Annotated in this window: 23 protein-coding genes and 1 tRNA gene; 5 read left to right on the forward strand and 19 right to left on the reverse strand. The window is 50.4% G+C overall.

What is annotated here, in order from left to right; all coding sequences use genetic code 11:
* Nucleotides 1-17 precede the first annotated feature (17 nt).
* The 4 genes from DES37_RS20720 to proB form a co-directional block, all read right to left on the reverse strand.
* Nucleotides 18-1,958 carry a site-specific integrase gene (locus tag DES37_RS20720; RefSeq protein WP_110027692.1) on the reverse strand — a complete coding sequence of 647 codons (1,941 nt, stop codon included), beginning with the start codon at nucleotides 1,956-1,958 and terminating at the stop codon, nucleotides 18-20.
* A gap of 87 nt (nucleotides 1,959-2,045) precedes the next feature.
* Nucleotides 2,046-2,121, reverse strand: a tRNA-Thr gene (locus DES37_RS20725).
* Nucleotides 2,122-2,234: 113 nt separating this feature from the next.
* The gene (proA, locus tag DES37_RS20730; RefSeq protein WP_110027693.1) at nucleotides 2,235-3,488 is read right to left on the reverse strand and encodes a glutamate-5-semialdehyde dehydrogenase; all 1,254 of its coding nucleotides are present in this window, start codon (nucleotides 3,486-3,488) and stop codon (nucleotides 2,235-2,237) included.
* Between the two features lie 10 nt (nucleotides 3,489-3,498).
* Nucleotides 3,499-4,602, reverse strand: coding sequence for a glutamate 5-kinase (gene proB / locus DES37_RS20735; RefSeq protein WP_110027695.1), 1,104 nt, complete (start codon nucleotides 4,600-4,602; stop codon nucleotides 3,499-3,501).
* Between the two features lie 287 nt (nucleotides 4,603-4,889).
* Here proB and phoE point away from each other — a divergent pair, with 287 nt between their 5' ends.
* Nucleotides 4,890-5,969, forward strand: a complete 1,080-nt coding sequence (gene phoE / locus DES37_RS20740) for a phosphoporin PhoE (protein ID WP_110027696.1) — start codon at nucleotides 4,890-4,892, stop codon at nucleotides 5,967-5,969.
* A 99-nt stretch (nucleotides 5,970-6,068) separates the two neighbouring features.
* Here phoE and crl read toward each other — a convergent pair whose 3' ends face one another.
* The 3 genes from crl to gpt form a co-directional block, all read right to left on the reverse strand.
* Entirely contained in the window at nucleotides 6,069-6,470 is a 402-nt protein-coding gene (gene crl, locus DES37_RS20745) for a sigma factor-binding protein Crl (protein WP_036104434.1), read from the reverse strand.
* A 57-nt stretch (nucleotides 6,471-6,527) separates the two neighbouring features.
* Entirely contained in the window at nucleotides 6,528-7,772 is a 1,245-nt protein-coding gene (gene frsA / locus DES37_RS20750) for an esterase FrsA (RefSeq protein ID WP_110027698.1), read from the reverse strand.
* Between the two features lie 111 nt (nucleotides 7,773-7,883).
* The gene (gpt, locus tag DES37_RS20755; protein ID WP_036104439.1) at nucleotides 7,884-8,342 is read right to left on the reverse strand and encodes a xanthine phosphoribosyltransferase; all 459 of its coding nucleotides are present in this window, start codon (nucleotides 8,340-8,342) and stop codon (nucleotides 7,884-7,886) included.
* 267 nt (nucleotides 8,343-8,609) lie between these two features.
* Here gpt and pepD point away from each other — a divergent pair, with 267 nt between their 5' ends.
* Complete coding sequence (gene pepD, locus DES37_RS20760) at nucleotides 8,610-10,067, forward strand: beta-Ala-His dipeptidase (protein WP_110027700.1); 1,458 nt, start codon at nucleotides 8,610-8,612, stop codon at nucleotides 10,065-10,067.
* A gap of 244 nt (nucleotides 10,068-10,311) precedes the next feature.
* Here the strand turns inward: pepD and dinB are convergent, their stop codons facing one another.
* From dinB to DES37_RS20800, 8 genes are all read right to left on the reverse strand, one after another.
* The gene (gene dinB, locus DES37_RS20765) at nucleotides 10,312-11,367 is read right to left on the reverse strand and encodes a DNA polymerase IV (protein ID WP_036104445.1); all 1,056 of its coding nucleotides are present in this window, start codon (nucleotides 11,365-11,367) and stop codon (nucleotides 10,312-10,314) included.
* Between the two features lie 445 nt (nucleotides 11,368-11,812).
* Nucleotides 11,813-12,037 carry a (Na+)-NQR maturation NqrM gene (gene nqrM, locus DES37_RS20770; protein ID WP_170123802.1) on the reverse strand — a complete coding sequence of 75 codons (225 nt, stop codon included), beginning with the start codon at nucleotides 12,035-12,037 and terminating at the stop codon, nucleotides 11,813-11,815.
* A 14-nt stretch (nucleotides 12,038-12,051) separates the two neighbouring features.
* On the reverse strand, nucleotides 12,052-13,275 hold the full coding sequence (nqrF, locus tag DES37_RS20775) for an NADH:ubiquinone reductase (Na(+)-transporting) subunit F (RefSeq protein ID WP_110027702.1): 1,224 nt from the start codon (nucleotides 13,273-13,275) through the stop codon (nucleotides 12,052-12,054).
* Between the two features lie 12 nt (nucleotides 13,276-13,287).
* A complete protein-coding gene (gene nqrE, locus DES37_RS20780; RefSeq protein ID WP_036104456.1) occupies nucleotides 13,288-13,884 on the reverse strand; it encodes an NADH:ubiquinone reductase (Na(+)-transporting) subunit E in 597 nt (198 codons plus the stop codon).
* Between the two features lie 6 nt (nucleotides 13,885-13,890).
* Nucleotides 13,891-14,529: an NADH:ubiquinone reductase (Na(+)-transporting) subunit D gene (locus DES37_RS20785; protein ID WP_036104458.1), complete on the reverse strand. Its 639-nt coding sequence runs from the start codon at nucleotides 14,527-14,529 to the stop codon at nucleotides 13,891-13,893.
* Nucleotides 14,522-15,316 carry a Na(+)-translocating NADH-quinone reductase subunit C gene (locus DES37_RS20790; RefSeq protein WP_110027703.1) on the reverse strand — a complete coding sequence of 265 codons (795 nt, stop codon included), beginning with the start codon at nucleotides 15,314-15,316 and terminating at the stop codon, nucleotides 14,522-14,524. Before DES37_RS20790 ends, DES37_RS20785 begins: the two co-directional genes overlap by 8 nt.
* Nucleotides 15,309-16,547: an NADH:ubiquinone reductase (Na(+)-transporting) subunit B gene (locus tag DES37_RS20795; RefSeq protein WP_110027704.1), complete on the reverse strand. Its 1,239-nt coding sequence runs from the start codon at nucleotides 16,545-16,547 to the stop codon at nucleotides 15,309-15,311. Before DES37_RS20795 ends, DES37_RS20790 begins: the two co-directional genes overlap by 8 nt.
* A 2-nt stretch (nucleotides 16,548-16,549) precedes the next feature.
* Nucleotides 16,550-17,893, reverse strand: a complete 1,344-nt coding sequence (locus DES37_RS20800) for a Na(+)-translocating NADH-quinone reductase subunit A (RefSeq protein ID WP_110027705.1) — start codon at nucleotides 17,891-17,893, stop codon at nucleotides 16,550-16,552.
* Between the two features lie 508 nt (nucleotides 17,894-18,401).
* On the opposite strand from DES37_RS20800, the gene dpaA reads away from it, so the two are divergent.
* Nucleotides 18,402-19,139, forward strand: a complete 738-nt coding sequence (gene dpaA / locus DES37_RS20805; protein ID WP_110027707.1) for a peptidoglycan meso-diaminopimelic acid protein amidase — start codon at nucleotides 18,402-18,404, stop codon at nucleotides 19,137-19,139.
* Here the strand turns inward: dpaA and DES37_RS20810 are convergent.
* Nucleotides 19,110-19,877, reverse strand: coding sequence for a class II glutamine amidotransferase (locus DES37_RS20810; protein ID WP_110027709.1), 768 nt, complete (start codon nucleotides 19,875-19,877; stop codon nucleotides 19,110-19,112). The two genes, dpaA and DES37_RS20810, sit on opposite strands and share 30 nt — an antisense overlap.
* 81 nt (nucleotides 19,878-19,958) lie before the next feature.
* The gene (gene lpcA / locus DES37_RS20815) at nucleotides 19,959-20,540 is read right to left on the reverse strand and encodes a D-sedoheptulose 7-phosphate isomerase (protein WP_036104476.1); all 582 of its coding nucleotides are present in this window, start codon (nucleotides 20,538-20,540) and stop codon (nucleotides 19,959-19,961) included.
* Nucleotides 20,541-20,766: 226 nt separating this feature from the next.
* Here lpcA and fadE point away from each other — a divergent pair, with 226 nt between their 5' ends.
* Nucleotides 20,767-23,211: an acyl-CoA dehydrogenase FadE gene (gene fadE / locus DES37_RS20820; RefSeq protein ID WP_110027711.1), complete on the forward strand. Its 2,445-nt coding sequence runs from the start codon at nucleotides 20,767-20,769 to the stop codon at nucleotides 23,209-23,211.
* Between the two features lie 135 nt (nucleotides 23,212-23,346).
* A complete protein-coding gene (locus tag DES37_RS20825) occupies nucleotides 23,347-24,120 on the forward strand; it encodes an amidohydrolase (protein ID WP_110027713.1) in 774 nt (257 codons plus the stop codon).
* 45 nt (nucleotides 24,121-24,165) lie between these two features.
* Here DES37_RS20825 and uraH read toward each other — a convergent pair whose 3' ends face one another.
* Both uraH and uraD read right to left on the reverse strand, forming a co-directional pair.
* Nucleotides 24,166-24,501, reverse strand: coding sequence for a hydroxyisourate hydrolase (gene uraH, locus DES37_RS20830; protein WP_036104483.1), 336 nt, complete (start codon nucleotides 24,499-24,501; stop codon nucleotides 24,166-24,168).
* On the reverse strand, nucleotides 24,498-24,995 hold the full coding sequence (gene uraD, locus DES37_RS25955) for a 2-oxo-4-hydroxy-4-carboxy-5-ureidoimidazoline decarboxylase (protein WP_281271493.1): 498 nt from the start codon (nucleotides 24,993-24,995) through the stop codon (nucleotides 24,498-24,500). Before uraD ends, uraH begins: the two co-directional genes overlap by 4 nt.
* Between the last annotated feature and the right edge of the window lie 6 nt (nucleotides 24,996-25,001).

Below are 25,001 nucleotides of genomic sequence, written 5' to 3' on the forward strand. Positions count from 1 at the left end.
AACACTCAAACTTATGTTTATTGTTTAAGTTTACGCTCTCTATTATTTCTTTTAATTTGTAGCGCATCAGCTACAGCAACCACACCATCTTCGCAAACAAATGGAGCAACTTCCGGTAGCCCTAACGTAACGTTCTCAAGCACAGCATAAAGGGCTGCTGGTGGATGATCTTTGCTATACCGATTCTCTGTCTCGCCAGAACCGCGGATATGTCCAACAAACTGCGCACGCGTCTCGCTGTCGATTCCAGCTTGTTTGAGCCTGGTAGAAAACGTGTGGCGGAATGAATGAAAAGATTTTTTGCTGTCTTTTTCAAAGCCTAACCGTTCTTTGAGCAACGAACGGTTAAACCAGTCAGAAGCCTTATCGCCGTATCCTTTTACAGAGTGGTAAGGAAGCTCTGGAAATAAACGCTCATGACCTGCTTTCTTCAAAGCTTCACAATAGCGGATTAATCCAAATTTGAGTAATGTCGGATGCAACGGTATTTTTCTTCGTGAATTAATCGTTTTCAGTGACTGATCGGCCCGTTCGTTGCTGATTTCAAAGAAATAAAACCCGGTAGCATCCTGCTTAATATCATCTAGATAAAGTTGACATAACTCATTTATCCTCGCGCCGGTAAAAAAGCCAATTAGCGGTAGCCAGTAATGAAATGCACGATAATGATGGAATTGCCCCTGACTGTTTTTATCGACAGTCCCACGCTTATACCAAGGCATACCAAAAATAGCGTTTAAATCCTCATCAGTGAAATCAGATTTGAAATCCTGATCCATCTTTTCATTTTCAACAGGTGCAAAGAATTTATTCGCAGGAGACTTAATAAAAATGCCTTCTCCATCAGCCCACTGGAAAGCCTCGAAGAGAATTCGCATATATTTACGAACGGCATTATCGCTCATTAGAGGGTCGCCATTCTCTTTTGCCTTGCCAATCAATTCATGAGCATCATTGATTTTATATCTTATTTTCGCCAGATCGCGCCTTGCAGGTATCGACCTTAGTAAGCTCTCATACTTACGGAGGAAGTCACGGTCAACCTTTTCAAGCGTTGAATCACCCATGACTTCAAGGAGTAAGCCAAAACCTTCCCGGACTCGATTCTCTGCCTTTTCCGTGAATTTCCCTCCGCGCTTGTAGCGAATATATTTTTCACATAACTCACTCATTTTCACTGAGTAGTATTTACGATTTACATATTCATTATCCGGTATTGATGAGGGCAATAATACAGAGGTAATTGCTTTTGGTTTCTCAGGCATGATTGGAGAAACTGCGGTGCTATGTGACAGCCAAAATAATCGTAATCGCTCGGCTTGCACACGATGAATCATTAATGAACCAGGCGAGATTTCGACACCGGGAAAGTCAACGAACCAGGCGGCTTTGGGTGAAGCCTCTGAGGATTTAAATGCGGTTTCTGCGTCTAGCGGCTCGCCAGCGATAATCTGACGTAATATACGTGAAGTAACCAAAGGCTGGATATAACCGTTAAGAGAACCTCTGGTCCCGATGTTAATGGCACTATCGATGATAAATCCTGAAGCCTCAGGATCATCCTCATCAACGAGTGAAAGGTCTTCCACATAGTAAGCAGGATGCCCATCAGCAAGCCAAAAAAGTGGGATATTCGTATCAAGTAGACGCTGCGCCACTTGTTGCAGGGAAGCGCTCGTTAAACCGCAAAATTCAGTGAGGCTGATCATTCCTTCTCCAGCCAAAGCAGGCGCACTGCTTACCAACTTTTCTCTATCCAATTTTTGATACTCACCCAGACATCGCTGCCAGACAACCAATAGACCTGCGGCAATCGCTCGCGCTTTTCTGATGTCGTTTGTTTCTGTTGAAGCGTGAATCTCACGCTGTCCCGTGTAGAGACGGTATCGGGCGGGAACTGCAATACGGACAACATAAATACCGCTGCTACGGCGATACAGATTATCACGTTGAGCCATCGGCTGTAGGGCCTCTATGTAGGAGAGGCTACGCGATTTCACTCTGAATGGATTTAATTTTAACTAAATCAATAAGATAGAAATGACTGGTGCCGATAATAGGAGTCGAACCTACGACCTTCGCATTACGAATGCGCTGCTCTACCAACTGAGCTATATCGGCACTGCAGGATGTGGTTACGAGCGTAACTCACGGGCAGCAAGGTTAAAACTAACCGGGGGATGCGTCAATAACTCTGTGAATCAAACGGCTATTTTTGCATCACCCCGGCTATATCACGCACGAATTGTATCGTCGCCGTAACCAATCCACTTATAGGTGGTTAGTGCTTCCAGGCCCATCGGGCCACGGGCATGCAGTTTCTGTGTGCTGACAGCCACTTCCGCGCCCAGGCCAAACTGCCCGCCATCGGTAAAGCGCGTAGAGGCATTCACATATACCGCAGAGGAATCCACTTCATTCACGAAACGGTCGGCATTGCGCAGTGTGCGCGTCAGAATTGCGTCGGAATGCTGCGTGCCATGCGCACGGATATGGTCGATGGCATCGTCCAGGCCGCTTACCAGCTTCACGTTCAAATCCAGCGACAGGAATTCGTTGTCGTATTCTTCCGCCTTTACAGGCACAACAGCAGCCGGGCCGGATGACAATGCCGCCAGCGCTGCAGCATCGGCATGCAGCGTTACACCACGCTGTGCCATTACGTTACTGAGTTCTGGCAGGAAACGGGCTGCAATTGCCGTGTGCACCAGCAGCGTTTCAACCGTATTGCAGGTGCTGGGGCGTTGTGTTTTGGCGTTAACAATCACGTTCAGGGCCGGGGTAATATCGGCAGACTCATCGACAAAAATATGGCAGACACCAATTCCGCCGGTGATCACCGGAATAGTCGATTGCTCGCGGCACAATTTATGTAAGCCAGCACCACCACGTGGGATCAGCATGTCGATATACTGATCCATGCGCAGCATTTCATTGACCAGGGCGCGATCCGGGCTCTCAATGGCCTGTACAGCGCCCGCAGGCAACCCACAGGCTTCAAGTGCAGACTGAATAACCCGCACAGTTGCGGCGTTGGTGCGCCAGGTTTCTTTCCCGCCACGCAGGATCACGGCATTACCGGTTTTCAGGCACAGGGAAGCAACATCCACAGTCACGTTGGGGCGGGCTTCATAAATAACGCCCACTACGCCCAGGGGCACACGGCGGCGCTCGATGCGCAGGCCGCTGTCCAGCATGCCACCATCAATCACCTGCCCTACCGGGTCTGCCAGGCGGCACACCTGGCGAACATCATTGGCAATACCGCTTAACCGCGCAGGGTTGAGTTGCAGGCGGTCCAGCATGGCTTCACTCAGGCCGTTGTTACGGGCTTCGGCGAGGTCCTGCTCATTGGCGGCAAGAATGGTTGCAGACTGCGCTTCCAGGTTGTCGGCAATCATTTCCAGCGCAGCATTCTTTTCCCGGGCAGATAACTGCGCCAGGCGGTAAGACGCGGCTTTGGCCGCTTTACCCATATCTTCCAGCATCCGGCGTTCCTTATTTGACTATCATATCGTCGCGGTGAACGGCGACAGGACCATACTCATAACCAAGGATGGCGTCGATTTGTTGTGAGTGGTGGCCAGCAATACGGCGCAGCGCATCACTGTTGTAGCGGCTGACGCCGTGGGCCACATCGCGCCCGTCCAGGCTGCGAATGCGAATAACTTCACCACGGGAGAAATTGCCAGTCACCTCTTTGATACCTTTCGGCAGAAGCGAGCTGCCACGGGATTCCAGCGCATTGAGCGCGCCATCATCAATGATCAGTTCACCCGCCGGAGGCGCACCAAAAATCCAGCGTTTGCGGTTTTCCAGTGGTGTATCTAAAGGATGGAAACGAGTACCAACTGAGATACCTTCCATCACATCGCTGATAACCCCGGGTTTGCTGCCTGCGGCAATCACCACTTCAACACCAGCCCGCCCGGCGACATCGGCCGCCTGCAGTTTGGTGCTCATGCCACCGGTGCCAAGGCCAGACACACTGTCACCAGCAATAGCCCGCAATGTGTCATCAATGCCATGCACTTCTTTAATCAGTTCGGCGGTGGGGTTATTGCGTGGGTCTGCTGTGAACAAACCTTGCTGGTCGGTCAGGAGCAGTAATTTATCTGCGCCAGCAAGAATCGCGGCCAGTGCGGATAAATTGTCGTTATCACCCACTTTAATTTCCGATGTAACGACGGCGTCGTTTTCGTTGATAACCGGTACAATGCGGTTATCCAGCAAAGCACGCAGTGTGTCGCGCGCATTCAGAAAACGCTCACGATCTTCCATATCGGCGCGGGTCAATAGCATTTGCCCTACATGAATACCGTAAATAGAAAACAGCTGTTCCCACAACTGAATCAGCCGGCTCTGCCCCACTGCCGCCAGCAATTGTTTGGACGCAATGGTCGCGGGCAATTCCGGATACCCCAGGTGTTCACGCCCTGCCGCAATAGCGCCAGAGGTTACAATCACAATCCGGTGCCCGGCACTGTGTAACTGCGCGCACTGGCGCACTAATTCGACAATATGGGCTCGGTTCAGGCGGCGGGAGCCGCCAGTTAATACACTGGTTCCCAGTTTAACCACCAGTGTCTGGCTATTACTCATGGTGTTCTGCCGTTTCAACAAATAAAAAGAAAAACTGATGACGTTGTAACAGGACTCGCGAGCCTTGCCAACAGGCAGCGGGGAAAACAACGGAAAAAGAGCAAAATGAGGAAAAATACCGGGTAATGTTTACATGTTAATGACAGTAAAAATAAATGACAAAATTTTAGAATTTTCCTGCAAATGTCATAAATCTTTCATCGCCGGACGTTAAAAAACTCCCTGTTTTCTCCGGGCTCCTCTTGCCCGCGATTGTGGCGCGTTAAAAAACAAAACAGGAAAGACCAATGAAAAAGAGCACTTTGGCATTAATGATGATGGGCATTATGGCAGCTTCCGCTTCACACGCAGCTGAAGTTTACAACAAAGATGGTAATAAACTGGATTTGTACGGCAAAGTGAAAGCTGAACACTACTTCAGTGACGATTCCAGTAAAGATGGCGACCAAACCTACGTGCGTCTGGGCTTCAAAGGCGAAACCCAGATTAACGACCAACTGACTGGTTATGGCCGCTGGGAAGAACAGTTTGCTGGTAACCAACCAGAAAGCACCTCCAGCCAGAAAACACGTCTGGCGTTCGCCGGCCTGAAATTCGCTCAGTATGGCTCACTGGACTATGGCCGTAACCTGGGTGCGCTGTACGATGTAGAAGCCTGGACCGATATGTTCCCGGAATTCGGCGGTGATTCCTCCGCGAAAAGCGATAACTTTATGACCCAGCGCTCAAGCGGCCTGGCGACTTATCGCAATAACGATTTCTTCGGCATGGTTGATGGCCTGGATTTAACCCTGCAGTACCAGGGTAAAAACGAACGCGACACAGTAAGCAAAGCAAATGGCGATGGTTTCGGCTCTGCCCTGACTTATGCCATTGGCGATACTGGCCTGAGCGTTGGCGGTGCATATACCGTTTCTAACCGTACTCTGTTGCAGAAACAGCAGGTACTGGGTACTGGCGATAAAGCCGAAGCCTGGGCAACTGGCCTGAAATATGACGCCAACAATATTTACCTGGCTGTGATGTACTCCGAAACCCGCAATATGACACCAATCAGTGGCACGTCATCCGCCTTTACGGGTGCAGCGAACAAAACGCAAAACTTTGAAGCTGTTGCGCAATACCAGTTTGATTTCGGCCTGCGTCCTTCTATTGGTTATGTTTCCCAGAAAGGGAAAGATATCGAAGGGATTGGCGACCAGGACCTGGTTAACTATGTCGACCTGGGCGCTACTTACTACTTCAATAAAAACATGTCCGCGTTTGTTGATTACAAAATCAACCAGATTGATAAAAACGCGAAAACTACTGCCCTTAAAATCAGCACCGACGACATCGTGGCTGTGGGGATGACTTACCAGTTCTGATGGCATTAAAACAGCCCGCCAGAGACATGGCGGGCAGCAATACCACTGCTTCCCCCCAATAGCGCCCTGCTTGCTACTGGGGTTTTTTTATAGAGCAGTTCAGGCAGAAAGCCGGACTGGCTTTTCGTCGAAGTCTTCGGCGGGGAGCAACTTGATATTGAAGGAATCCAGTAGTTTGGTGAGGTTGGCATGGAAGGTACGCAGCGTTTTCTCAATTTCCTCGTTCGCGTTTTTATCTTTAACGGGAGAGGGATTCCAAACACCTTCCTTATCAAATAAGCCAAATTGATAGGTGTAGGCGAAGTGTGTATCAAGCGCTTCTACTTGCATCCACCAGCCCCAGAACTCGCGTTTCTCAGGGGCAGGTTTCACGTTAACGCACACCGCCAGGCAATCAAAAAAGAAACGGTTCTCGTCACACTGTTCTTCACGCAAATACGGGCCAAGGGCAGCAAATTTTTTTAGCAACCGGCCCCGTGGGTGTCCACCTGGTAACGTCATTTTAGTCTCCTTTAGTCGTTCAAATGTTTTACCAAATAAACAGAATTTATCAATCCTTTAACCCAGGCGTTTACTGATCCAGTCGACAATATCGCTCAGTGCTTTATCAAAGTTGCGGTAAACCGGGTTAAACGGTATTGCAAGCAGCTTACCATCGGAAGATGACGACGCGATTAAACGTGAATCTTCCTCCGGGCTGAACGGGTCATTATCCCAGTAGCCAGAAAGCATTGGTGTGGGGCAGCGACGCCCAAGCAAACCCTGCGTTTTCAGTGAGTAGCGATTTAACTCCGTGCTTAAAATAGCATTGGTGGCGTTCATCATGCCCAGGCGGCTGGCTAACACATCAATATACATATCCGGAATATTGCGCTGGCGTTGCGGGTCACTCAGCAGGCTGTGCACCACCGGCCCAAGGCAGGCCACGGCTTTCAGGCGCGGGCTTTCCAGGTAAGCCAGCCGCACGGCCACATTGGCACCAAAACGGAAGCCAAAAGCGGCAACCCGGGTGTGATCAACCCAGGGAATATTGGTGAGGTGCTGCAGAACATGCTGGTGAAGCTGGCTGGAATCCTGGTTCAGCTTCCATTTAGATGAAAAGCCAATTGAAGGCATATCAATTGTCAGCATCGCAATACCGCGCGGCGCAAAGTAACGGGAGTACAGTTGGTAGTAATCACTTTGCAGTGCATCCAGCCCGCCGCACATCAAAATCGTCGGCCAGGGGCCTTCGCCTTCCGGCATATGCAAAAAGCCAGTTATAGCGCTGCCGCCAGGAATGCGAAATTCAAGCTGGCGTAATTCACCATGCAGCCGCAGAGTGGCCTCTTCGTAGGCACGGTTAGCCAGAGTTTGCGCCTGTTCTGCCAGCTCATCGCCTTTCAGGTGAGGATAAGCTGCAATGCTGTACAGGTTCGCGGCTTTGAGCCAGAGTTTGCCTGATTGCGCGTTATTTTCTTCCTGAGTCGCCTGTTGTTGCCAGGACATCGCCTGGCGGGACCATTCGTAAATCCAGTTCCCACTGCGATAACCAATGACGGTGTCTATCCAGTCGTTGCGAGTGCGCTCAGCATCACAGGCGGCGATACGGGCCTGCACTTCAATGATTTCTCGTGGGTCCACTCCACGCCAAATCCACATCAGGCGGTTTATCATGCGGTACCAGTGAGGCACCGTTGACCCATCCAGAGTGGACTCAACCATGAGTGGTTTATCATTACGAGGTCGCTGCACCAGAGTGGATGTTTCCGGGTGCTTAAAACGGGGCTTGAATAACGAAACGCTGAGGTTTTCCTCTGACATAATGACGGCCTCCATGAACAGGTCATGTTGCCTATTGTATCTTGTCAGGCGCTAAAAAAAACAAACGCCCGACAAACGGGCGCGTGTTTTTACCAAACTGATGATGCCAAATTAACGGCCAGCTAACGGCGGTACGAAGACAACGCCCATATCCCACGGCTGTTCAATCCAGGTATCCTGTGGAATATCAATTTCGTAATCGTCTACCAGCGGTTTACCCGCAGGTTTGGCAAAAATGGTAACAAAATGTGCTTTCGGGTACATTTCGCGAATCGCAACCGCAGTGCCACCGGTATCAACCAGGTCGTCGATAACGATAAAGCCTTCGCCATCGCCTTCAGCGCGTTTCAGTACTTTCATTTCACGCTGGTTGTCATGGTCATAGCTGGAGATACACACGGTATCAACATGGCGAATGCCCAGTTCACGTGCCAGCAGCGCGCCAGGCACCAGGCCTCCGCGGCTCACAGCAATAATGCCTTTCCACTGTTCAGCTGGCAGCAGGCGGCTTGCCAGTTTACGTGCGTGAATCTGCAGCATGTCCCAGGTGACAACGTATTTTTCGCTCATGTGAATGTCCCGGCCAGTAAAAACGGCTTAAAAAGTGTTCAGGGGAAAATTGGGTTGCGCGAGATTATAGAGATCTGGCGCACTAAAAACCAGTGTTGCGCAATGCCCCGCAGTTTTTTGTGCCCAGAAACACCCCCACCCAGATAATATAATGGTATTCTCACGCCAACGTGCAAGTATCGGTTTCCTGCAAGTTACCGGTGCTTTTTATTTGCTTAATCCGGGCTGTCAGCATTCACTGGCAACCCACTGTCAAGGAGACTCGCCGTGTCTGAACTGTCCCAGTTATCTCCCCAACCTTTGTGGGATATCTTCGCGAAAATTTGTTCTATCCCTCACCCTTCTTACCATGAAGAACAGTTGGCTGAACACATCCTGTCCTGGGCAAAAGACAAAGGACTGCACGCAGAGCGTGATCAGGTCGGGAATATTTTGTTGCGTAAACCAGCCACCAAAGGTATGGAAAACCGCAAGCCTGTCGCATTACAGGCTCACCTGGATATGGTGCCACAGAAAAACAACGACACTGTTCATGATTTTACTAAAGACCCGATTCAGCCGTGGATTGATGGCGAATGGGTAAAAGCCCGTGGCACTACGCTGGGTGCAGATAACGGTATCGGTATGGCTTCAGCTCTGGCTGTTCTGGCTGACGACAGCGTTGAGCATGGCCCGCTGGAAGTGTTACTGACCATGACCGAAGAAGCCGGAATGGATGGCGCGTTTGGTCTGCAACCGGGCTGGTTACAGGCTGATATCCTGATCAACACAGATTCCGAAGAAGAAGGCGAGATTTATATGGGCTGCGCCGGTGGGATTGATTTCATCACCACGTTGCCATTAAGCCGCGAAGCCATTCCAGCTGGTTACCAGGCGTTTAATCTGGTGCTTAAAGGCCTGAAAGGCGGCCACTCCGGTGGCGAGATCCACGTGGGTTTAGGTAACGCAAACAAATTGCTGGCGCGCTTCCTGAGCGATAATGCACGTTCTCTGGGCCTGCGCCTGGTGGAATTCAGTGGCGGCACGCTGCGCAACGCTATCCCTCGTGAAGCTTTTTCTGTAGTTGCTGTTGCAGAAGGCCAGGTTGCGGCATTCAAACAACAGGTTGAGTCTTACCTTGCCACACTGAAAAATGAGCTGGCTGCTGTTGAGAAAAACCTCACTATCCTGCTGGAGCCAACTACTACGGCGAATACCGCTCTCACTCGTGAAAGCCAGGACAAGTTTATCAGCCTGCTGAATGCCACACCGAACGGTGTTATCCGCAATTCAGACGCCGTTAAAGGCGTGGTTGAAACTTCTCTGAATGTCGGTGTAGTAACAATGGAGCAGGGTAAAGCAGAAATTATCTGCCTGATCCGCTCACTGATCGACAGCGGGAAAGATTACGTCGTCAGCATGCTGACTTCTCTGGGCGAGTTAGCTGGTGCCGATATTGTCGCCAAAGGCAGTTACCCGGGCTGGCAGCCAGATGCCAATTCACCGGTAATGCACCTGGTGCGGGAAACTTACCAGCGCCTGTTCAACAAAACGCCAAATATCATGGTAATTCACGCAGGCCTGGAATGCGGTTTGTTCAAAAAACCCTATCCGGACATGGACATGGTTTCTATTGGGCCAACCATCACTGGTCCACACTCGCCCGATGAGCAAGTGCATATCGAAAGCGTGGGCCAGTACTGGGTACTGCTGACCGAGCTGCTGAAATCAATCCCGGCTAAATAAGCTCCCAACGCCCTGTTAACACAGGGCGTGCAGATTGATGAAAAAGAAGGAAAAAACGTGGTTTTTCCTTCTTTTTAGTTAGCAGCCGAAAATCAATAAATTGATTTTCCTGGTTTTTTATTGGGTGACATCCTCTCATTCTGTGCGGACATGAGGTTCGTCATCAGACCCAACGCCCTGTTAACACAGGGCGTTTTTTATGCGCCATGGCTTTACAGGCATGGTGCTCTAAAGGTTAATGCGGTTACAGCCCCAGCACTAACTGGCGTTCCAGTTGTGGGTCCAGTAATGTTACATGCAACCCCACCAGCCGTACTCCCCGCCCACCCCGGCGGCTTTCCCAGGTTTTGCGCGCGGTATCCAGTAAGTCTGCTTTATTCAGGCTCGGCCAGATATGTTCCTGGGTGGTTAACTGAAAATCGTTAAACTTCAGTTTGATGCCCTGGCGGGCAATCCGCAGGTCTGGTTTTACTTTCGCCAGGCGGCGCTCCAGTTCAGGGTAAAGCTGCTCAATAATGTCCGCACAGGCCTGCCAGTCATGAATATCTTCTGCCAGCGTGCGCTCCACTCCCACTGATTTACGCTGCCTGTCGTTACTGATAGCGCGCTCATCAATGCCGTGGCTGCGCTCCCACAAAACCCGGCCAAACTTGCCAAAACGGCGTAACAGTAGCGCAAGGTCACTCTGCTGAACGTCCGCACAGGTGAGTAAGCCCATACTTTCCAGTTTCCCTGCTGTCACTTTACCCACGCCGGGGATTTTCCCCAGTTTAAGGGTTGCGAGGAACTCAGGCACCTGCTGGGGAGTTATCACGTACTGCCCGTTGGGTTTATTCAGGTCTGAAGCTATTTTTGCCAGAAATTTAACCGGAGCCACACCTGCAGAAGCGGTTAGCTGCAGTTCATTAAAAATCGTCTGGCGAATTTCCTGAGCAATCAAGGTTGCCGAACCCTGGCAGAGGGCGCTGTCCGTAACATCCAGATAGGCTTCATCTAATGAAAGGGGTTCGATCAGGCTGGTATAACGAGAGAAGATCGACTGAATATGCCGTGACGCTTCTTTATAGGCCTCAAAACGCCCGGGTAGTAATGTAAGTTGAGGGCACAGCTTCAGCGCGGTGGCAGTAGGCATAGCACTGCGCACACCGAATTTACGCGCAACGTAATTCGCGGTGCTGATAACGCCACGTCTTTCCCGGCTGCCCCCTATTGCCAGGGGAATATCGCGCAGCGCCGGGTTATCGCGCATTTCGACGGCTGCAAAAAAGCAGTCCATATCGACATGTATTATTTTACGCATTTCCCCTCCGATTACTGTGTAAATATACAGCATATTTATTGACTGTGAGAAGTGTAATAGTGATTTTCTTACCGGAAGTGTGGGGGAAAGTTAGTATGTGCTTACATTTCAGTAATAAAGCAGCTAAACGCAGGCATGGCCTGCTGTGAGCAACGCCTGTTTGAATCAGGGTTATGTATGCGTTTTGCTCCGCCCAGCCTGCCTGTTGTGGCTACTGGCTGGCCAGTTACACGGCACAGAGAGGCTGAGCTGCATAGCTGACCCGCCGTAAGGGGCTGAGTGAAGGTTTCCAAGAAAGGTCAGTAAAAGGAGCATGGCCAAAGAGATCAGGTGGATGATTGCGGTTAAGATAAGGGGAAAGCAGTAAAAGAAACCGATTCAGAACAATAATTGATACAGTTACTTACCTGCCCGGTTCAGCGAACAGGTAAGTAAAGGCTTACTTTCAGAGAATACGTGCTTTTTCACGTTGTGCTGCCCGAACTTCTTCAGCCATACGCTTTTTACGCGCATCACAAGGTTCCGGGCAGTTACACACTTTTTCCAGCCCCAACGTCGTTATGCCACCGCAACTCCCCTGGATTGCCTTGCGCTTAAACAACCAGCCAAGAGACATCCCCAGAATAACCAGTAAAAAAATGGCAAATGTGGCTACAAAAACAGTGAGCACTTTTCTTCCCCTTATCAGCCGCCGAAATCATCCAGCATGATGTTTTCGTCTTCCACACCCAGGTCTTTCAGCATACGAATGACAGAGGCATTCATAACTGGTGGCCCGCACATGTAAAACTCGCAGTCTTCAGGTGCTTCGTGATCCCGCAGGTAGTTTTCATAAAGAACATTGTGGATAAACCCGGTGTACCCTGTCCAGTTGTCCTCTGGCAGCGGTTCAGACAACGCAACATGGAAAGTGAAATTCGGGTTATCCCGTGCGAGCTGTTCAAACTCGTCCTGGTAGAACATCTCACGCATGGAGCGCGCACCGTACCAGAAGCTGATTTTACGCTTGCTGCTAAGGCGTTTTAACTGGTCGAAAATATGAGAACGCATTGGCGCCATTCCCGCACCACCACCAACAAATACCATTTCTGCATCGGTTTCTTTGGCGAAAAACTCCCCAAATGGCCCGGAAATCGTCACTTTATCGCCAGGCTTGAGCGACCAAATATACGAAGACATAATGCCCGGTGGGACATCAGGTTTTGCTGGCGGCGGCGTGGCAATACGCACGTTCAGCATGATAATGCCTTTTTCATCCGGGTAGTTCGCCATGGAATAAGCACGAACACAGGGTTCTTTCACTACCGAGCGGTAACGGAACAAATTGAATTTATCCCAGTCGCCACGGTATTTTTCTGGTACATCGAAATCGCTATACGCCACTTCATGCGGGTCACACTCAATCTGAATGTAACCACCAGCCCGAAACGGCACATCTTCACCGTCTGGGATCCGTAGCTTCAGCTCTTTAATGAAAGTGGCCTTGTTATCGTTAGAGATAACTTCGCATTCCCATTTTTTAACCCCGAAAATTTCTTCCGGAAGCTCAATTTTCATATCCTGCTTTACTGCAACCTGGCAGGCCAGGCGGCAACCTTCACGGGCTTCACGTTTCGAGATATGGGAAAGCTCGGTAGGCAGAATATCGCCCCCACCTTGCTTGATTTTCACCCGGCACTGGCCACATGAGCCACCACCGCCACAAGCAGATGAAACAAAAATGCCCTGCCCGGATAACGTATTCAGCAGTTTGTCGCCAGCTGCCGCACGAAACTGTTTGTCAGCATCGCCGTTTACTTCAATCAGAACGTCACCAGAGTTGACCAACTTTGATTTTGCAAAAAGAATCAACAGCGCCAGCGCCAGGACAATCAGCGTAAACATTACTACGCCAAGAATAATTTCCATACATTTCCGCCCTTATAGCTGCACACCAGAGAAAGACATAAAGCCCAATGCCATTAACCCGGTGGTGATAAAGGTAATGCCCAGACCACGCAACCCTGCGGGTACATTGGCATACTTCATTTTTTCACGAATACCTGCCAGAGCAACAATCGCCAGCATCCAGCCCATACCGGAACCAATGCCATAAACAATGGATTCCCCAAAGTTGTAATCACGCTGCACCATGAACGAAACACCACCGAAAATGGCGCAGTTCACCGTGATTAACGGCAGGAAGATCCCCAGGGCGTTGTAGAGCGCAGGGAAAAAGCGATCCAGGATCATTTCCAGAATCTGCACCAGTGCCGCGATCACCCCAATAAAAGTAATGAAGTTCAGGAAGCTGAGATCCACACCACTAACCAGCGCACCATCACGCAGGACCAGGTTGTAGACCAGGTTATTCACCGGTACAGAAATGCCCAGCACCACCGTAACGGCAATGCCCAGGCCAAACGCCGTGGAGACTTTTTTGGATACAGCCAGGAAGGTGCACATGCCAAGGAAGAAGGCTAACGCCATGTTCTCCACAAAAACAGCGCGGACAAACAAGCTAATATAGTGAGCCATTGGCGGTTACTCCTTTTCCTGCTGAGCGGGTTTGAGGGTACGAATTCCCCAAATCAGCAGGCCAATGATGAAAAACGCACTGGGTGCGAGCAAAAACATGCCATTTGGTTGGTACCAGCCGCCGTTTTGTACGGTTTGCAGTACAGTGACACCAAACAGTTTCCCGCTGCCAATCAGTTCACGTAAGAAGCCAACGATAATCAGAATGACGCCGTAACCCAGGCCATTACCGATACCGTCCATAAAGCTTGCCAGTGGCGGGGATTTCATTGCATAGGCTTCAGCACGGCCCATCACAATACAGTTCGTGATAATCAGGCCGACGAATACTGATAATTGCTTGGAAATTTCGTAAGCGAAAGCCCTGAGCAACTGGTCCACGACAATCACCAGTGATGCAATAATCGCCATCTGCACGATGATACGCACACTGTTAGGAATATGATGGCGGATCAAGGAGATAAACATACTGGAAAACGCTGTAACCAGCGTTACAGCCAGCGTCATTACAAACGCAGTTTCCAGCTTGGTGGTCACTGCAAGTGCAGAGCAGACCCCAAGAATTTGCAATGCGATCGGGTTGTTATCCACTAACGGAGAAACAACTACCCGTTTAATTTCTTTCAAACCAGCAGCATCAGCCATTGTTCAGCCCCCCTTCCTGGACATGTTTCAGGAATGGCCCAAAACCTAATTGACCTAACCAAAAATCGAAAGTGTGTTGCACACCGTTTGAGGTCAGCGTTGCACCTGATAAGGCATCCACACCGTGTTTATCACCTTGTGGAGCACCACCTTTCACTACGCGAATGGCAGGTTTACCACTATCATCAAACAGTGTTTTCCCCACCCACTTTTGCCGCCAGCTCGGGTTTTCCACTTCACCACCCAGCCCCGGGGTTTCTCCCTGGTCGTAATAGGTGATGCCTTTCACAGTGCGGCCGTCGATATCCAGCGCTACAAAGGCGTACATCATGGACCACAGACCGTTGCCATACACCGGCAACACTAATTCCTGAATTTTGTTGTCTTCACCTTTTACCAGGTAAATTTCAACCAAATTACTGCGCCGCTTAATGCCAGCCGGGTCTTGTGAAGCACTCAACGCAATACTCTGGTCGGCGGAACGCAATGCCGCTGCCTGGTCAAATGACGCAGGATCTTTGTCTGTTAACTGACCACTTTGCAAATTCAGCAACCGTGGTTCAATGCGCGAGCTGTAAATTTGCTTCACAGCGTCACTACTCATGCCCGGCTGTACCAGACCAGCAACATCCAGAATATTACGTTGCTTATCCAGCAACTTTTGTTCCTGCTGGCGCGGTTTTAACCCTACGGCAGAACCTGCCACCACAACGGAACAGGCCAGACAAAGTAGCAGCACAACCAGCAATGTCTTGCCGATGCTATCGTTACCTTTTTTCTCAGCCACGAGATTTCCTCCGTTTGATGTTAGCCTGCACTACCAGGTAGTCGAACAACGGCGCGAAGAGGTTAGCAAACAGAATTGCCAGCATCATACCTTCCGGGTAAGCCGGGTTAACTACCCTAATCAAAACACACATGACGCCAATCAGCAGGCCATAGCTCCATTTGGCTTTGTCAGTAAAAGAAGCGGAAACCGGATCAGTTGCCATGAACATCATGCCAAAAGCGAAACCACCCAGAACTAAATGCCAGTACCACGGCATCGCGAACATGGGGTTCGTGGCAGAGCCAATCAGGTTGAATAAGGTTGCGGTCGCTATCATCCCAACAAACACACCAGCCACAATGCGCCAGGAAGCCACGCGGCCAAACATGATGATGGCCCCACCAATGATTATCATCAGTGTAGAGACTTCACCAATGGAGCCAGGGATGTTACCGAGAAAGGCGTCGAGCCAGGTGACCGGCTGACCTGTAGTGACATTAACCAGCGCCTGCCCACCGTGGCTTGCCCACTGTGAAAGCGGTGTGGCACCAGAGAAGCCATCGGCAGCAGTCCAGACCAGATCGCCTGAAATCTGCGCTGGGTAAGCAAAGAAGAGAAATGCACGCCCGGCCAGTGCAGGGTTGAGGAAGTTACGCCCGGTGCCGCCAAAAATTTCTTTGGCGATCACTACACCAAACGAAATCCCCAGAGCCGCCTGCCACAAAGGCAATGTGGGCGGGACAATCAGCGCAAACAGAATCGAAGTAACGAAGAAACCTTCGTTCACTTCATGCTTGCGAATAATGGCAAACAGCACTTCCCAGAAACCACCGACGATAAAAACAGTCAGGTAGATGGGAACAAAGAAAACGGCTCCCAGCAGCATCATGCTTAACCAGCCAGCATCGGGTGCGAAACTCACTCCCAGCCACTGGGCGACAGTATAATGCCAGTCACTGGCAATAACCTGTTGCAGTTGTTCAGGAGAATAGAGTTTATTAAGCGCCGGGATAGTTTGCTGCCCAACGTTGTACATTCCCCAAAACATGGCTGGAAACACAGAGAACCAGACCAGAATCATCATGCGCTTCAGGTCAATGGCATCACGAATATGCGATGCGCCTTTAGTGACTGTGCCTGGTGTATAGAACACCGTTGCCGTTGCTTCAAACAGGGGATAAAACTTCTCCAGCTTGCCGCCTTTAGTAAAATGCGGCTCAATCTTTTCAAATAACTGTTTTAAGCCCATGGTTATCCTTCCTGCTCGATACGGGTTAATACCTGGCGTAATACCGGGCCATATTCATATTTTCCCGGGCACACATAGGTGCACAATGCGAGGTCTTCTTCATCCAGTTCAAGGCACCCTAACGCCTGAGCGCCGTCTGTATCGCCTGCAAGCAGGTCGCGTAACAGCAAGGTGGGCAGGATATCAAGAGGCATCACACGCTCGTAGTTACCAATTGGCACCATTGAACGCTCACCACCGTTGGTATCTGTCGAGAAGTTAAACAGTTTATGCTTCAGGAAGTGGCCCAGAGTGGTACGGGTAATTGAGAATTTGTCTTTACCCGGCATGACCCAGCCGAACAACTCTTTCTCGCGCCCTTCAAGTAATACCGATACCTGCAAATGAAAACGGCCTAACCAGGCATGTGGGCCTTGTGCAATGTGCCCATTGAGAACAGAGCCTGACAGAACACGGTTTTCACCTTCGGCCAGTTCGCCTTTTACCAGTTCTTCCAGTGAGGCACCAAGGCAGGTACGCACCAGGCGTGGGTTATTCACCTGCGGGCCACCCAGTGCCACAACGCGTTCACAAGATAATTCCCCATTGATAAACAGCTTACCAATGGCAATAACATCCTGGTAATTCAGGTGCCAGACCTGTTTTTGAAGGCTTACCGGTTCAAGGAAATGAATGTGAGTGCCCGGCAGACCTGCGGGATGAGGCCCGGCGAATTCGTTAAACGTAACCTGGCCAGACGAATGCCCACCAAGTTTGCCACCACTTGCCTGGCAAACATGCACTTTGCCTTTGGTCAGGCGGGCAAGTACCGACAACCCGGCATTAAACATTTCCCGTTCACTGTGAATAATCAGTTGTGGGTCTGCGGCAAGGGGATTGGTATCTATTGCTGTAACAAAAATAGCCAGAGGTTCTGAACCAGGCGTGGGAGCTTTACTAAACGGGCGTGTACGTAATGCTACCCATAACCCAGAAGCCAGTAACTGTTGCTCTACAGCTTCCCGGGAGAGTTCGGCGAGGTCATTCGGTTCATAGTGGTTAAAGGTAACCTGCTCAGAGCCTTCAACTTTAATGACTACTGACTGCAACACGCGCTGTTCACCACGGTTAATGGCAACCACAGTGCCACTGGCAGGTGCAGTAAAAATAACCCCGGGATTTTTTTTATCTTCAAAGAGTGGCTGCCCTTTACGGACCTGATCGCCTTCTTTGACTCGCATAGAAGGGCGCATGCCGACATATTCTTCGCCGAGCACTGCCACATGACTGATGGCGGGGCCATCATAAATTTCCTGGACAGGCCGGCCTGCGATGGGCAGGTCGAGACCTTTTTTAATTTTAATCATATGGTTATCACGCAATTTTTAACGTAATTCCGCCAGCATAAAGCCACTGACGCCAGAGTAGTGATGAAAGGTGATACAGCCTGAGGGTTAAGAGAAGGAGGAGTGCAATGCAGTAAAATACTCACGGCGCGCCTTTTACCAAAGGGTGTGTGCCGTTTGTGAATCCCAGGAAAGCGTCCTTTCTTATCTTATCCACCGGCTATCAATCAACTCACCGGATTTTACTATTAATCTACTTTTGACCCGCAAGATAGTACCATTAATCGCGTGCCTTGCATGCCAAAAACCCAATCCAAAATCAGGGAGTGAGAACAAACTCGCAAAGTGCAGAATAAAAATGTGCATGTCATAACAACCATTACACAATTATCTGCCAAACAGCCCTCTCCAGGGCTTGCGAAAATTAACAGTGGTGCTAATGTGAGCCCGATCAGGCAGAATAATCTGATTTTGGGTCTTCTTAGCCAATCTGGCGATGATTTTCAGGTTTATCAAGGAATATAGCAGTATGCGTAAAATCGCACTTGTATTTGCGATGCTTCTGATGCCCCTCTTGTCGTTTGCCAGTGACATTTCCAGTGGCACGATGGCAAAACCAGCCAGCACAGAAATGAAAAAGCAGTTAATGGGCTCCCCGGTTTATATCCAGATTTTCAAGGAAGAACGCATTCTTGAGCTGTACGTCAAGATGGGCGAACGCTATCAGTTGATGAACAGCTACCGCATCTGCAACTATTCTGGCGGCCTGGGGCCAAAACGGCGTATGGGCGATTTTAAAAGCCCGGAAGGTTTCTATTCTGTTGGGCGCAACCAACTAAAGCCTGACAGCCGCTTTTATAAAGCGATTAATATTGGCTTCCCTAACACCTATGACCGGGAACACGGGTATGACGGTAAGTACCTGATGATCCACGGTGCCTGTGTATCTATTGGTTGCTATGCAATGACGAACTCGAATATTGATGAAATATTCCAGTTTGTTACCGGTGCTATTATTTTTGGGCAACAGCAGGTTGAGGTGAATATCTTCCCATTCCGTATGACAGACGCCAATATGGCGCGTCATAAATATTCTTATTACATCAAGTTCTGGGAAGAACTGAAACCAGGTTATGACTATTTTGCCAGGAACCACCAGCCACCAGCGGTTTCAGTGGTTAATGGCCATTATGTTGTGGGCGCGCCCAATATGAACGCCACCCAACCGCAACTGGCCTCAAACTACACGGTCTCCCAGGCAAAATAGTGCCCATGAACCGGGCTCAATTTGAGTCCAGGTTTCATTACCGGTTAAAGGCTGTGTAGCAATAACAGTGACCACATCATTCGGTGTGGTCTCTTTTTGGAAGTCGATTTCTACATCCTGATCCAGTAAGGTCGCTACGCCAAAGGGTGCGCGCCGGGTTATCCAGTGTAACCGGGTAGAACAATAGGCCATAACATAGCGCCCGTCGGATAACAGCATATTGAATACGCCTTTTTCCCGCAGTTCCCCCGCAAGCTGTGCAATGTAACGAAACACCGCAGGCATGTTGCCAGGCGTGCGCGGGTAACGCTGGTTAAGTTTGTGCAGTAACCAGCAAAAAGCATATTCGCTGTCTGTTTCGCCTACCGGGCGAAAATGCCCTGTATCCAGCGAATGGTAGCCTTTCAGTTGCCCATTGTGTGCATATGTCCAGTTACGCCCCCATAACTCACGGGTAAAAGGATGAGTATTCTCCAACGCAACTTTGCCACGATTAGCCTGACGAATATGGGCAATGACCGAGCATGATTTGATGGGATATTCCTGCACCAGGCGGGCAATGGGCGAACGGAAACTGGGTTGTGGATCTTTGAAGGTCCGGCACCCTTTTCCTTCGTAGAACGTAATTCCCCAGCCATCTTTATGAGGACCGGTTCCGCCACCACGCTGAACCAGCCCGGTAAAACTGAAGCAAATATCGGTGGGCACATTCGCGCTCATCCCGAGCAATTCACACATAAAACACCTCACACCTGCCAGCGGCACAACACGAAAATGCCTGTGCCGCCACGAGCTACTGCGCCATTGCCCTTAGGCGGCTCAGGCTTTTACCATCTCTTTTTCAATTAGCTGAATCAGAATATGGATAACTTTAATATGGATTTCCTGAATACGATCAGCATAACCAAAATGCGGCACACGAATTTCCACATCAGCGCTGCCCGCCATTTTGCCGCCATCTTTACCCGTCAGCGCAATGACTTTCATTCCTTTCGCTTTTGCTGCTTCAATCGCTTTAATCACGTTGCCAGAGTTACCGGAAGTGGAAATACCTAATAATACATCCCCTTCCCGGCCAACAGCTTCTACGTAACGGGAAAAGATATACTCATAACCGAAGTCATTGCTCACGCAGGAAATATGGCTGACATCAGAGATAGCGATTGCCGGGTACCCCGGACGGTTTTCACGATAGCGCCCGGTGAGTTCCTCTGCAAAATGCATTGCGTCACAATGCGAACCGCCATTACCGCAAGAGAGCACCTTGCCCCCGGCTTTGAAGCTGTCTGCCAGCATCACTGCCGCACGCTGAATGGAATGAATATTTTCTTCATCTTTCAGAAAGTTAGCCAGAGTTTCGGCTGCTTCATTCAACTCACCACGAATCAAATCCTGGTACATAAGGAATATCCTTCAGTATTAAAAATATCAACCCGAAGTTTACCGGATAGTGCGAACAGCGAGAAGCGCTGCTGCCCGGATGTGCCCTTTTTTTTCAGGCTCTGACAATGAACATTGTGAACCAGGTTGTAATTATTTTGTAAATAGATTGATAAAGAAATGCACATCCACTACAACCATAATTACATCAAGTGGTCAGACCTCCTACGAGAAGGGAGCTTTTCTTATGTTGATATTGAGTATTGTTGCAACGTTTGTTTTGCTCGGTGCACTGTTTTATCACCGCCTGTCGCTGCCGCTGAGTAGCCTGATTTTGTTGCTATGGACCGCAGGTCTTGCTGCCGCCGGGCTTTGGTCTGCCTGGGTGCTATTACCGCTATTGATTATGCTGGTGCCATTCAATTTCGCACCAATGCGCAAATCGTTGATTTCAGCGCCAGTATTTCGCACTTTCCGTAAAGTCATGCCCCCTATGTCGCGTACCGAAAAGGAAGCTATTGATGCCGGTACCACCTGGTGGGAAGGTGACCTTTTTCAGGGAAAACCTGACTGGAAAAAATTACATAATTACCCACAGCCTGTGTTAACCCCTGAAGAACAGGCATTTCTGGATGGCCCGGTGGAAGAAGCCTGCCGCATGGCAAACGACTTCCAAATAACCCATGAAATGGCAGATCTCCCTCCAGAATTATGGGCTTACCTGAAAGAACACCGTTTCTTCGCGATGATTATCAAAAAAGAGTATGGCGGCCTGGCTTTCTCGGCTTACGCGCAGGCTAAAGTATTGCAAAAGCTCTCTGGTGTTTCTGGCATTCTGGCTATTACGGTTGGCGTTCCCAACTCTCTGGGGCCGGGTGAATTGCTGCAACACTACGGTACTGAAGAGCAAAAAAACCATTACTTGCCGCGCCTGGCTCGTGGCCAGGAGATCCCCTGCTTTGCGCTCACCAGCCCGGAAGCCGGGTCTGATGCGGGAGCAATTCCGGATACTGGCGTTGTCTGCATGGGTGAATGGCAGGGTAAGCAAGTGCTGGGCATGCGCCTGACCTGGAATAAGCGCTATATCACTCTGGCCCCAATTGCCACGGTTCTTGGGCTGGCATTTAAACTTTCAGACCCGGATAACTTACTGGGCCAGGAAAAGGAACTGGGCATTACCTGTGCCTTAATTCCAACCTCGACACCTGGTGTGGAAATTGGTCACCGCCACTTCCCGCTGAACGTACCTTTCCAGAATGGGCCTACACGCGGTAACGATGTATTTGTCCCCATTGATTATATTATTGGTGGCCCGAAAATGGCGGGCCAGGGCTGGCGTATGCTGGTTGAATGCCTGTCTGTCGGGCGCGGAATTACCCTGCCATCCAACTCAACGGGTGGCCTGAAATCTGTTGCAATGGCAACCGGCGCTTATGCGCATATTCGCCGCCAGTTCAAAGTCTCTATTGGTAAAATGGAAGGGATTGAAGAAGCACTGGCGCGCATTGCCGGTAATGCCTGGGTGATGGATGCCGCTGCCTCATTAATTACTTACGCGATTGTACTGGGTGAAAAACCGGCTGTGTTGTCGGCTATTGTGAAATACCACTGCACCCACCGAGGCCAGCGCTCGATTATTGATGCTATGGATATTGCTGGCGGCAAAGGCATTATGCTGGGTGAATCCAACTTCCTTGCCCGGGCTTACCAGGGCGCACCGATTGCCATTACAGTGGAGGGGGCCAATATTCTGACCCGCAGCATGATGATCTTCGGCCAGGGCGCGATTCGTTGCCACCCGTATGTGCTGGATGAAATGGCAGCTGCCCAAAATAATGATGTGAACGCGTTCGATAAACTGCTTTTCCGTCACATTGGCCATGTGGGTAGCAATAAAGTACGCAGCTTCTGGCTGGGCCTGACAAATGGCCGCACCAGTGCAGCACCAACACGCGATGCCACCCGCCGCTATTACCAACAAATGAATAAGCTGTGCGCTAACCTGGCGTTACTGTCGGATGTGTCTATGGCAGTTCTGGGCGGGAGCCTGAAACGCCGTGAGCGTATTTCGGCGCGGCTTGGCGATATTCTCAGCCAGTTGTATTTAGCCTCTGCGGCGTTGAAGCGCTACGAAGACGAAGGCCGTCACCAGGAAGATTTACCGCTGGTGCACTGGGGAGTTCAGGATGCGCTTTATCAGGCTGAGCAGGCCATTGACGACCTGTTACGTAACTTCCCGAATAAAGCCGTTGCCCGTTTGTTGCGTGTAGTGGTGTTCCCGCTTGGCCGCCGTCATCAGGCGCCCTCTGACAAACTGGACAGCAAGGTTGCGCAAATTCTGCAACAACCCAGTGCGACCCGTAACCGCCTGGGACGCGGTCAGTTCCTGGAGCCGTGCGAACATAACCCGGCAGGCCTGATGGAAGCCGCACTGCAGGATGTGATTGCCGCTGAGCCAGTTCATAAACGGATATGTGAAAGCCGGGGTAAAAACCTGTCGTTTACCCGCCTTGATGCACTGGCAAAATCAGCACTGGCAGCCGGAGAAATAACGGAAGAAGAAGCGCAAATTTTGCAACAGGCGGAAGCCAGCCGGTTACGTAGTATTAATGTTGATGAGTTTGAACCAGATGCACTGGCGACTCAGCCGGTAAAGTTTCACGAGCCCAGCCATAAAGACCAGGCTGCCTGATTTGCACTAAATCCGTTACCACTGTTACACATACCGCAAACCGCACCTGGCAACAGGTGCGGTTTTTATTCGCGGTCAAACGCGTTATTGTCTGATACAGTGTGATAATCGCTGAATAAATGTGGAGCGCTGACGGTGTCTGGTTTGAAAATTACCCTGTTGCAACAACCGCTGGTCTGGATGGATGGTTCCGCCAATTTGCGCCATTTTGATGTGGTGATGGATAAGCTGTCAGGGCGGGATTTGATTGTCCTGCCTGAAATGTTTACTACCGGCTTTGCAATGGAAGCCGCACAGCAGTCCATGCCTGAAGCTCAGGTTATTGAATGGATGAAAGAAAAGGCCAGCCAGTGTGACGCAATGGTTGCCGGCAGTGCCGCCTTGCAAACCGAATCAGGGCCGGTAAACCGCTTTTTATTGGTTACTCCTCAAGGTGAAGTCAGCCATTACGATAAACGGCACTTGTTCCGCATGGCAGATGAACACCAGTATTATCAGGCCGGGAATGAACGGGTAATTGTTGAATGGCGTGGCTGGCGGATTTTGCCGTTAGTATGCTATGACCTGCGTTTCCCGGTGTGGTCTCGCAACCACGGTGATTACGATTTGGCTCTGTATGTTGCCAACTGGCCTGCCCCCCGCTCACAGCACTGGCAAACGTTACTGGCTGCCCGGGCCATTGAAAACCAGGCCTGGGTTGCCGGTTGTAACCGGGTGGGAACCGATGGCAATGGTCACCATTACCGGGGCGACAGCCGGGTTATCTCACCACAGGGGGAAATCATTGCCTCCTGCGATCCTCACCATGCGGCCCGGATTGATGCCGAGCTCTCACTCACTGCGTTGCAGGAGTACCGGGAGAAATTCCCGGCCTGGCGCGATGCAGATAACTTCACGCTTAACCCGTGATGCACGCCCTCTCATGCACTGGCATGAGGGGGTTTTAGCCTGCATTCAACTTCCCCGGTAGGTTGACCATGACCAGGGTGAAATCAAAAAGGGCAAATGGTAGTGCAGATTATCTGCCGGTAAAATCAGGTCAATTTGCGCTACCGGGTAGAGCGTTTCACGTTGTGTAACCGCGAAATACTCACCAGTTTGCGCAACCAGCCGGTACTGCCCGGGTCCTAATTCCCCGCCACCGAGGTTTTTCAGGCGGCCATCGGTATCTGTTTCACCCTGCGTTAACGTTACCCACTCGCCAGACTGCAGCTGTTCCAGGCGAATCAATACACCCACAGCCGGTTTCCCGATAGCCGTATCCAGAATATGTGTGCTGAGCGTACTCATGGTAAGAAAACTCCTTCAAGGCGTAGTAACGTAATCTGCCGTAACTGCTCCAGCGCTTCCAGGGTTTCTTGTTCCGGGTTCGACGCCATCCGGCGCTGTAACGCCTGCAAAATCTCGTGCCCGGATAACCCTTTTGCCCGAATCAGGAAAACTCGCCCAAAGCGTTCTTCGTAATCGGCATTTCCTTTTGCCAGCGCTTGTGCGAGCGCCTGGTCTGCAGTATTCACTGCAGCCTGTTCGCCGCGAGATAGCTGTGCTTCTTCACTCTTCCCTGTTGGCCGCTCGCCAATGCGGGGGTGCGCACTTAGCGCCAGATTAAGCTCTGCGGTTTGCCAGCAGTCAGCTAATTCAACAGCATGCTTTTTCAATGCAGTAAACGACGAATAAGGGCGGCCGGCAACCAGTGCCTCCTGCCAGGCCGGAATTGCCACACAAGCCTGAACCATAGCCTTTGCAGCCTGGGTATCAGCCTGGTTAAACCGCGCCAGTGGCATTGAGGT

The organism is Mangrovibacter plantisponsor (genome assembly GCF_003182475.1).
GTDB classification, from domain to species: Bacteria; Pseudomonadota; Gammaproteobacteria; order Enterobacterales; family Enterobacteriaceae; genus Mangrovibacter; species Mangrovibacter plantisponsor.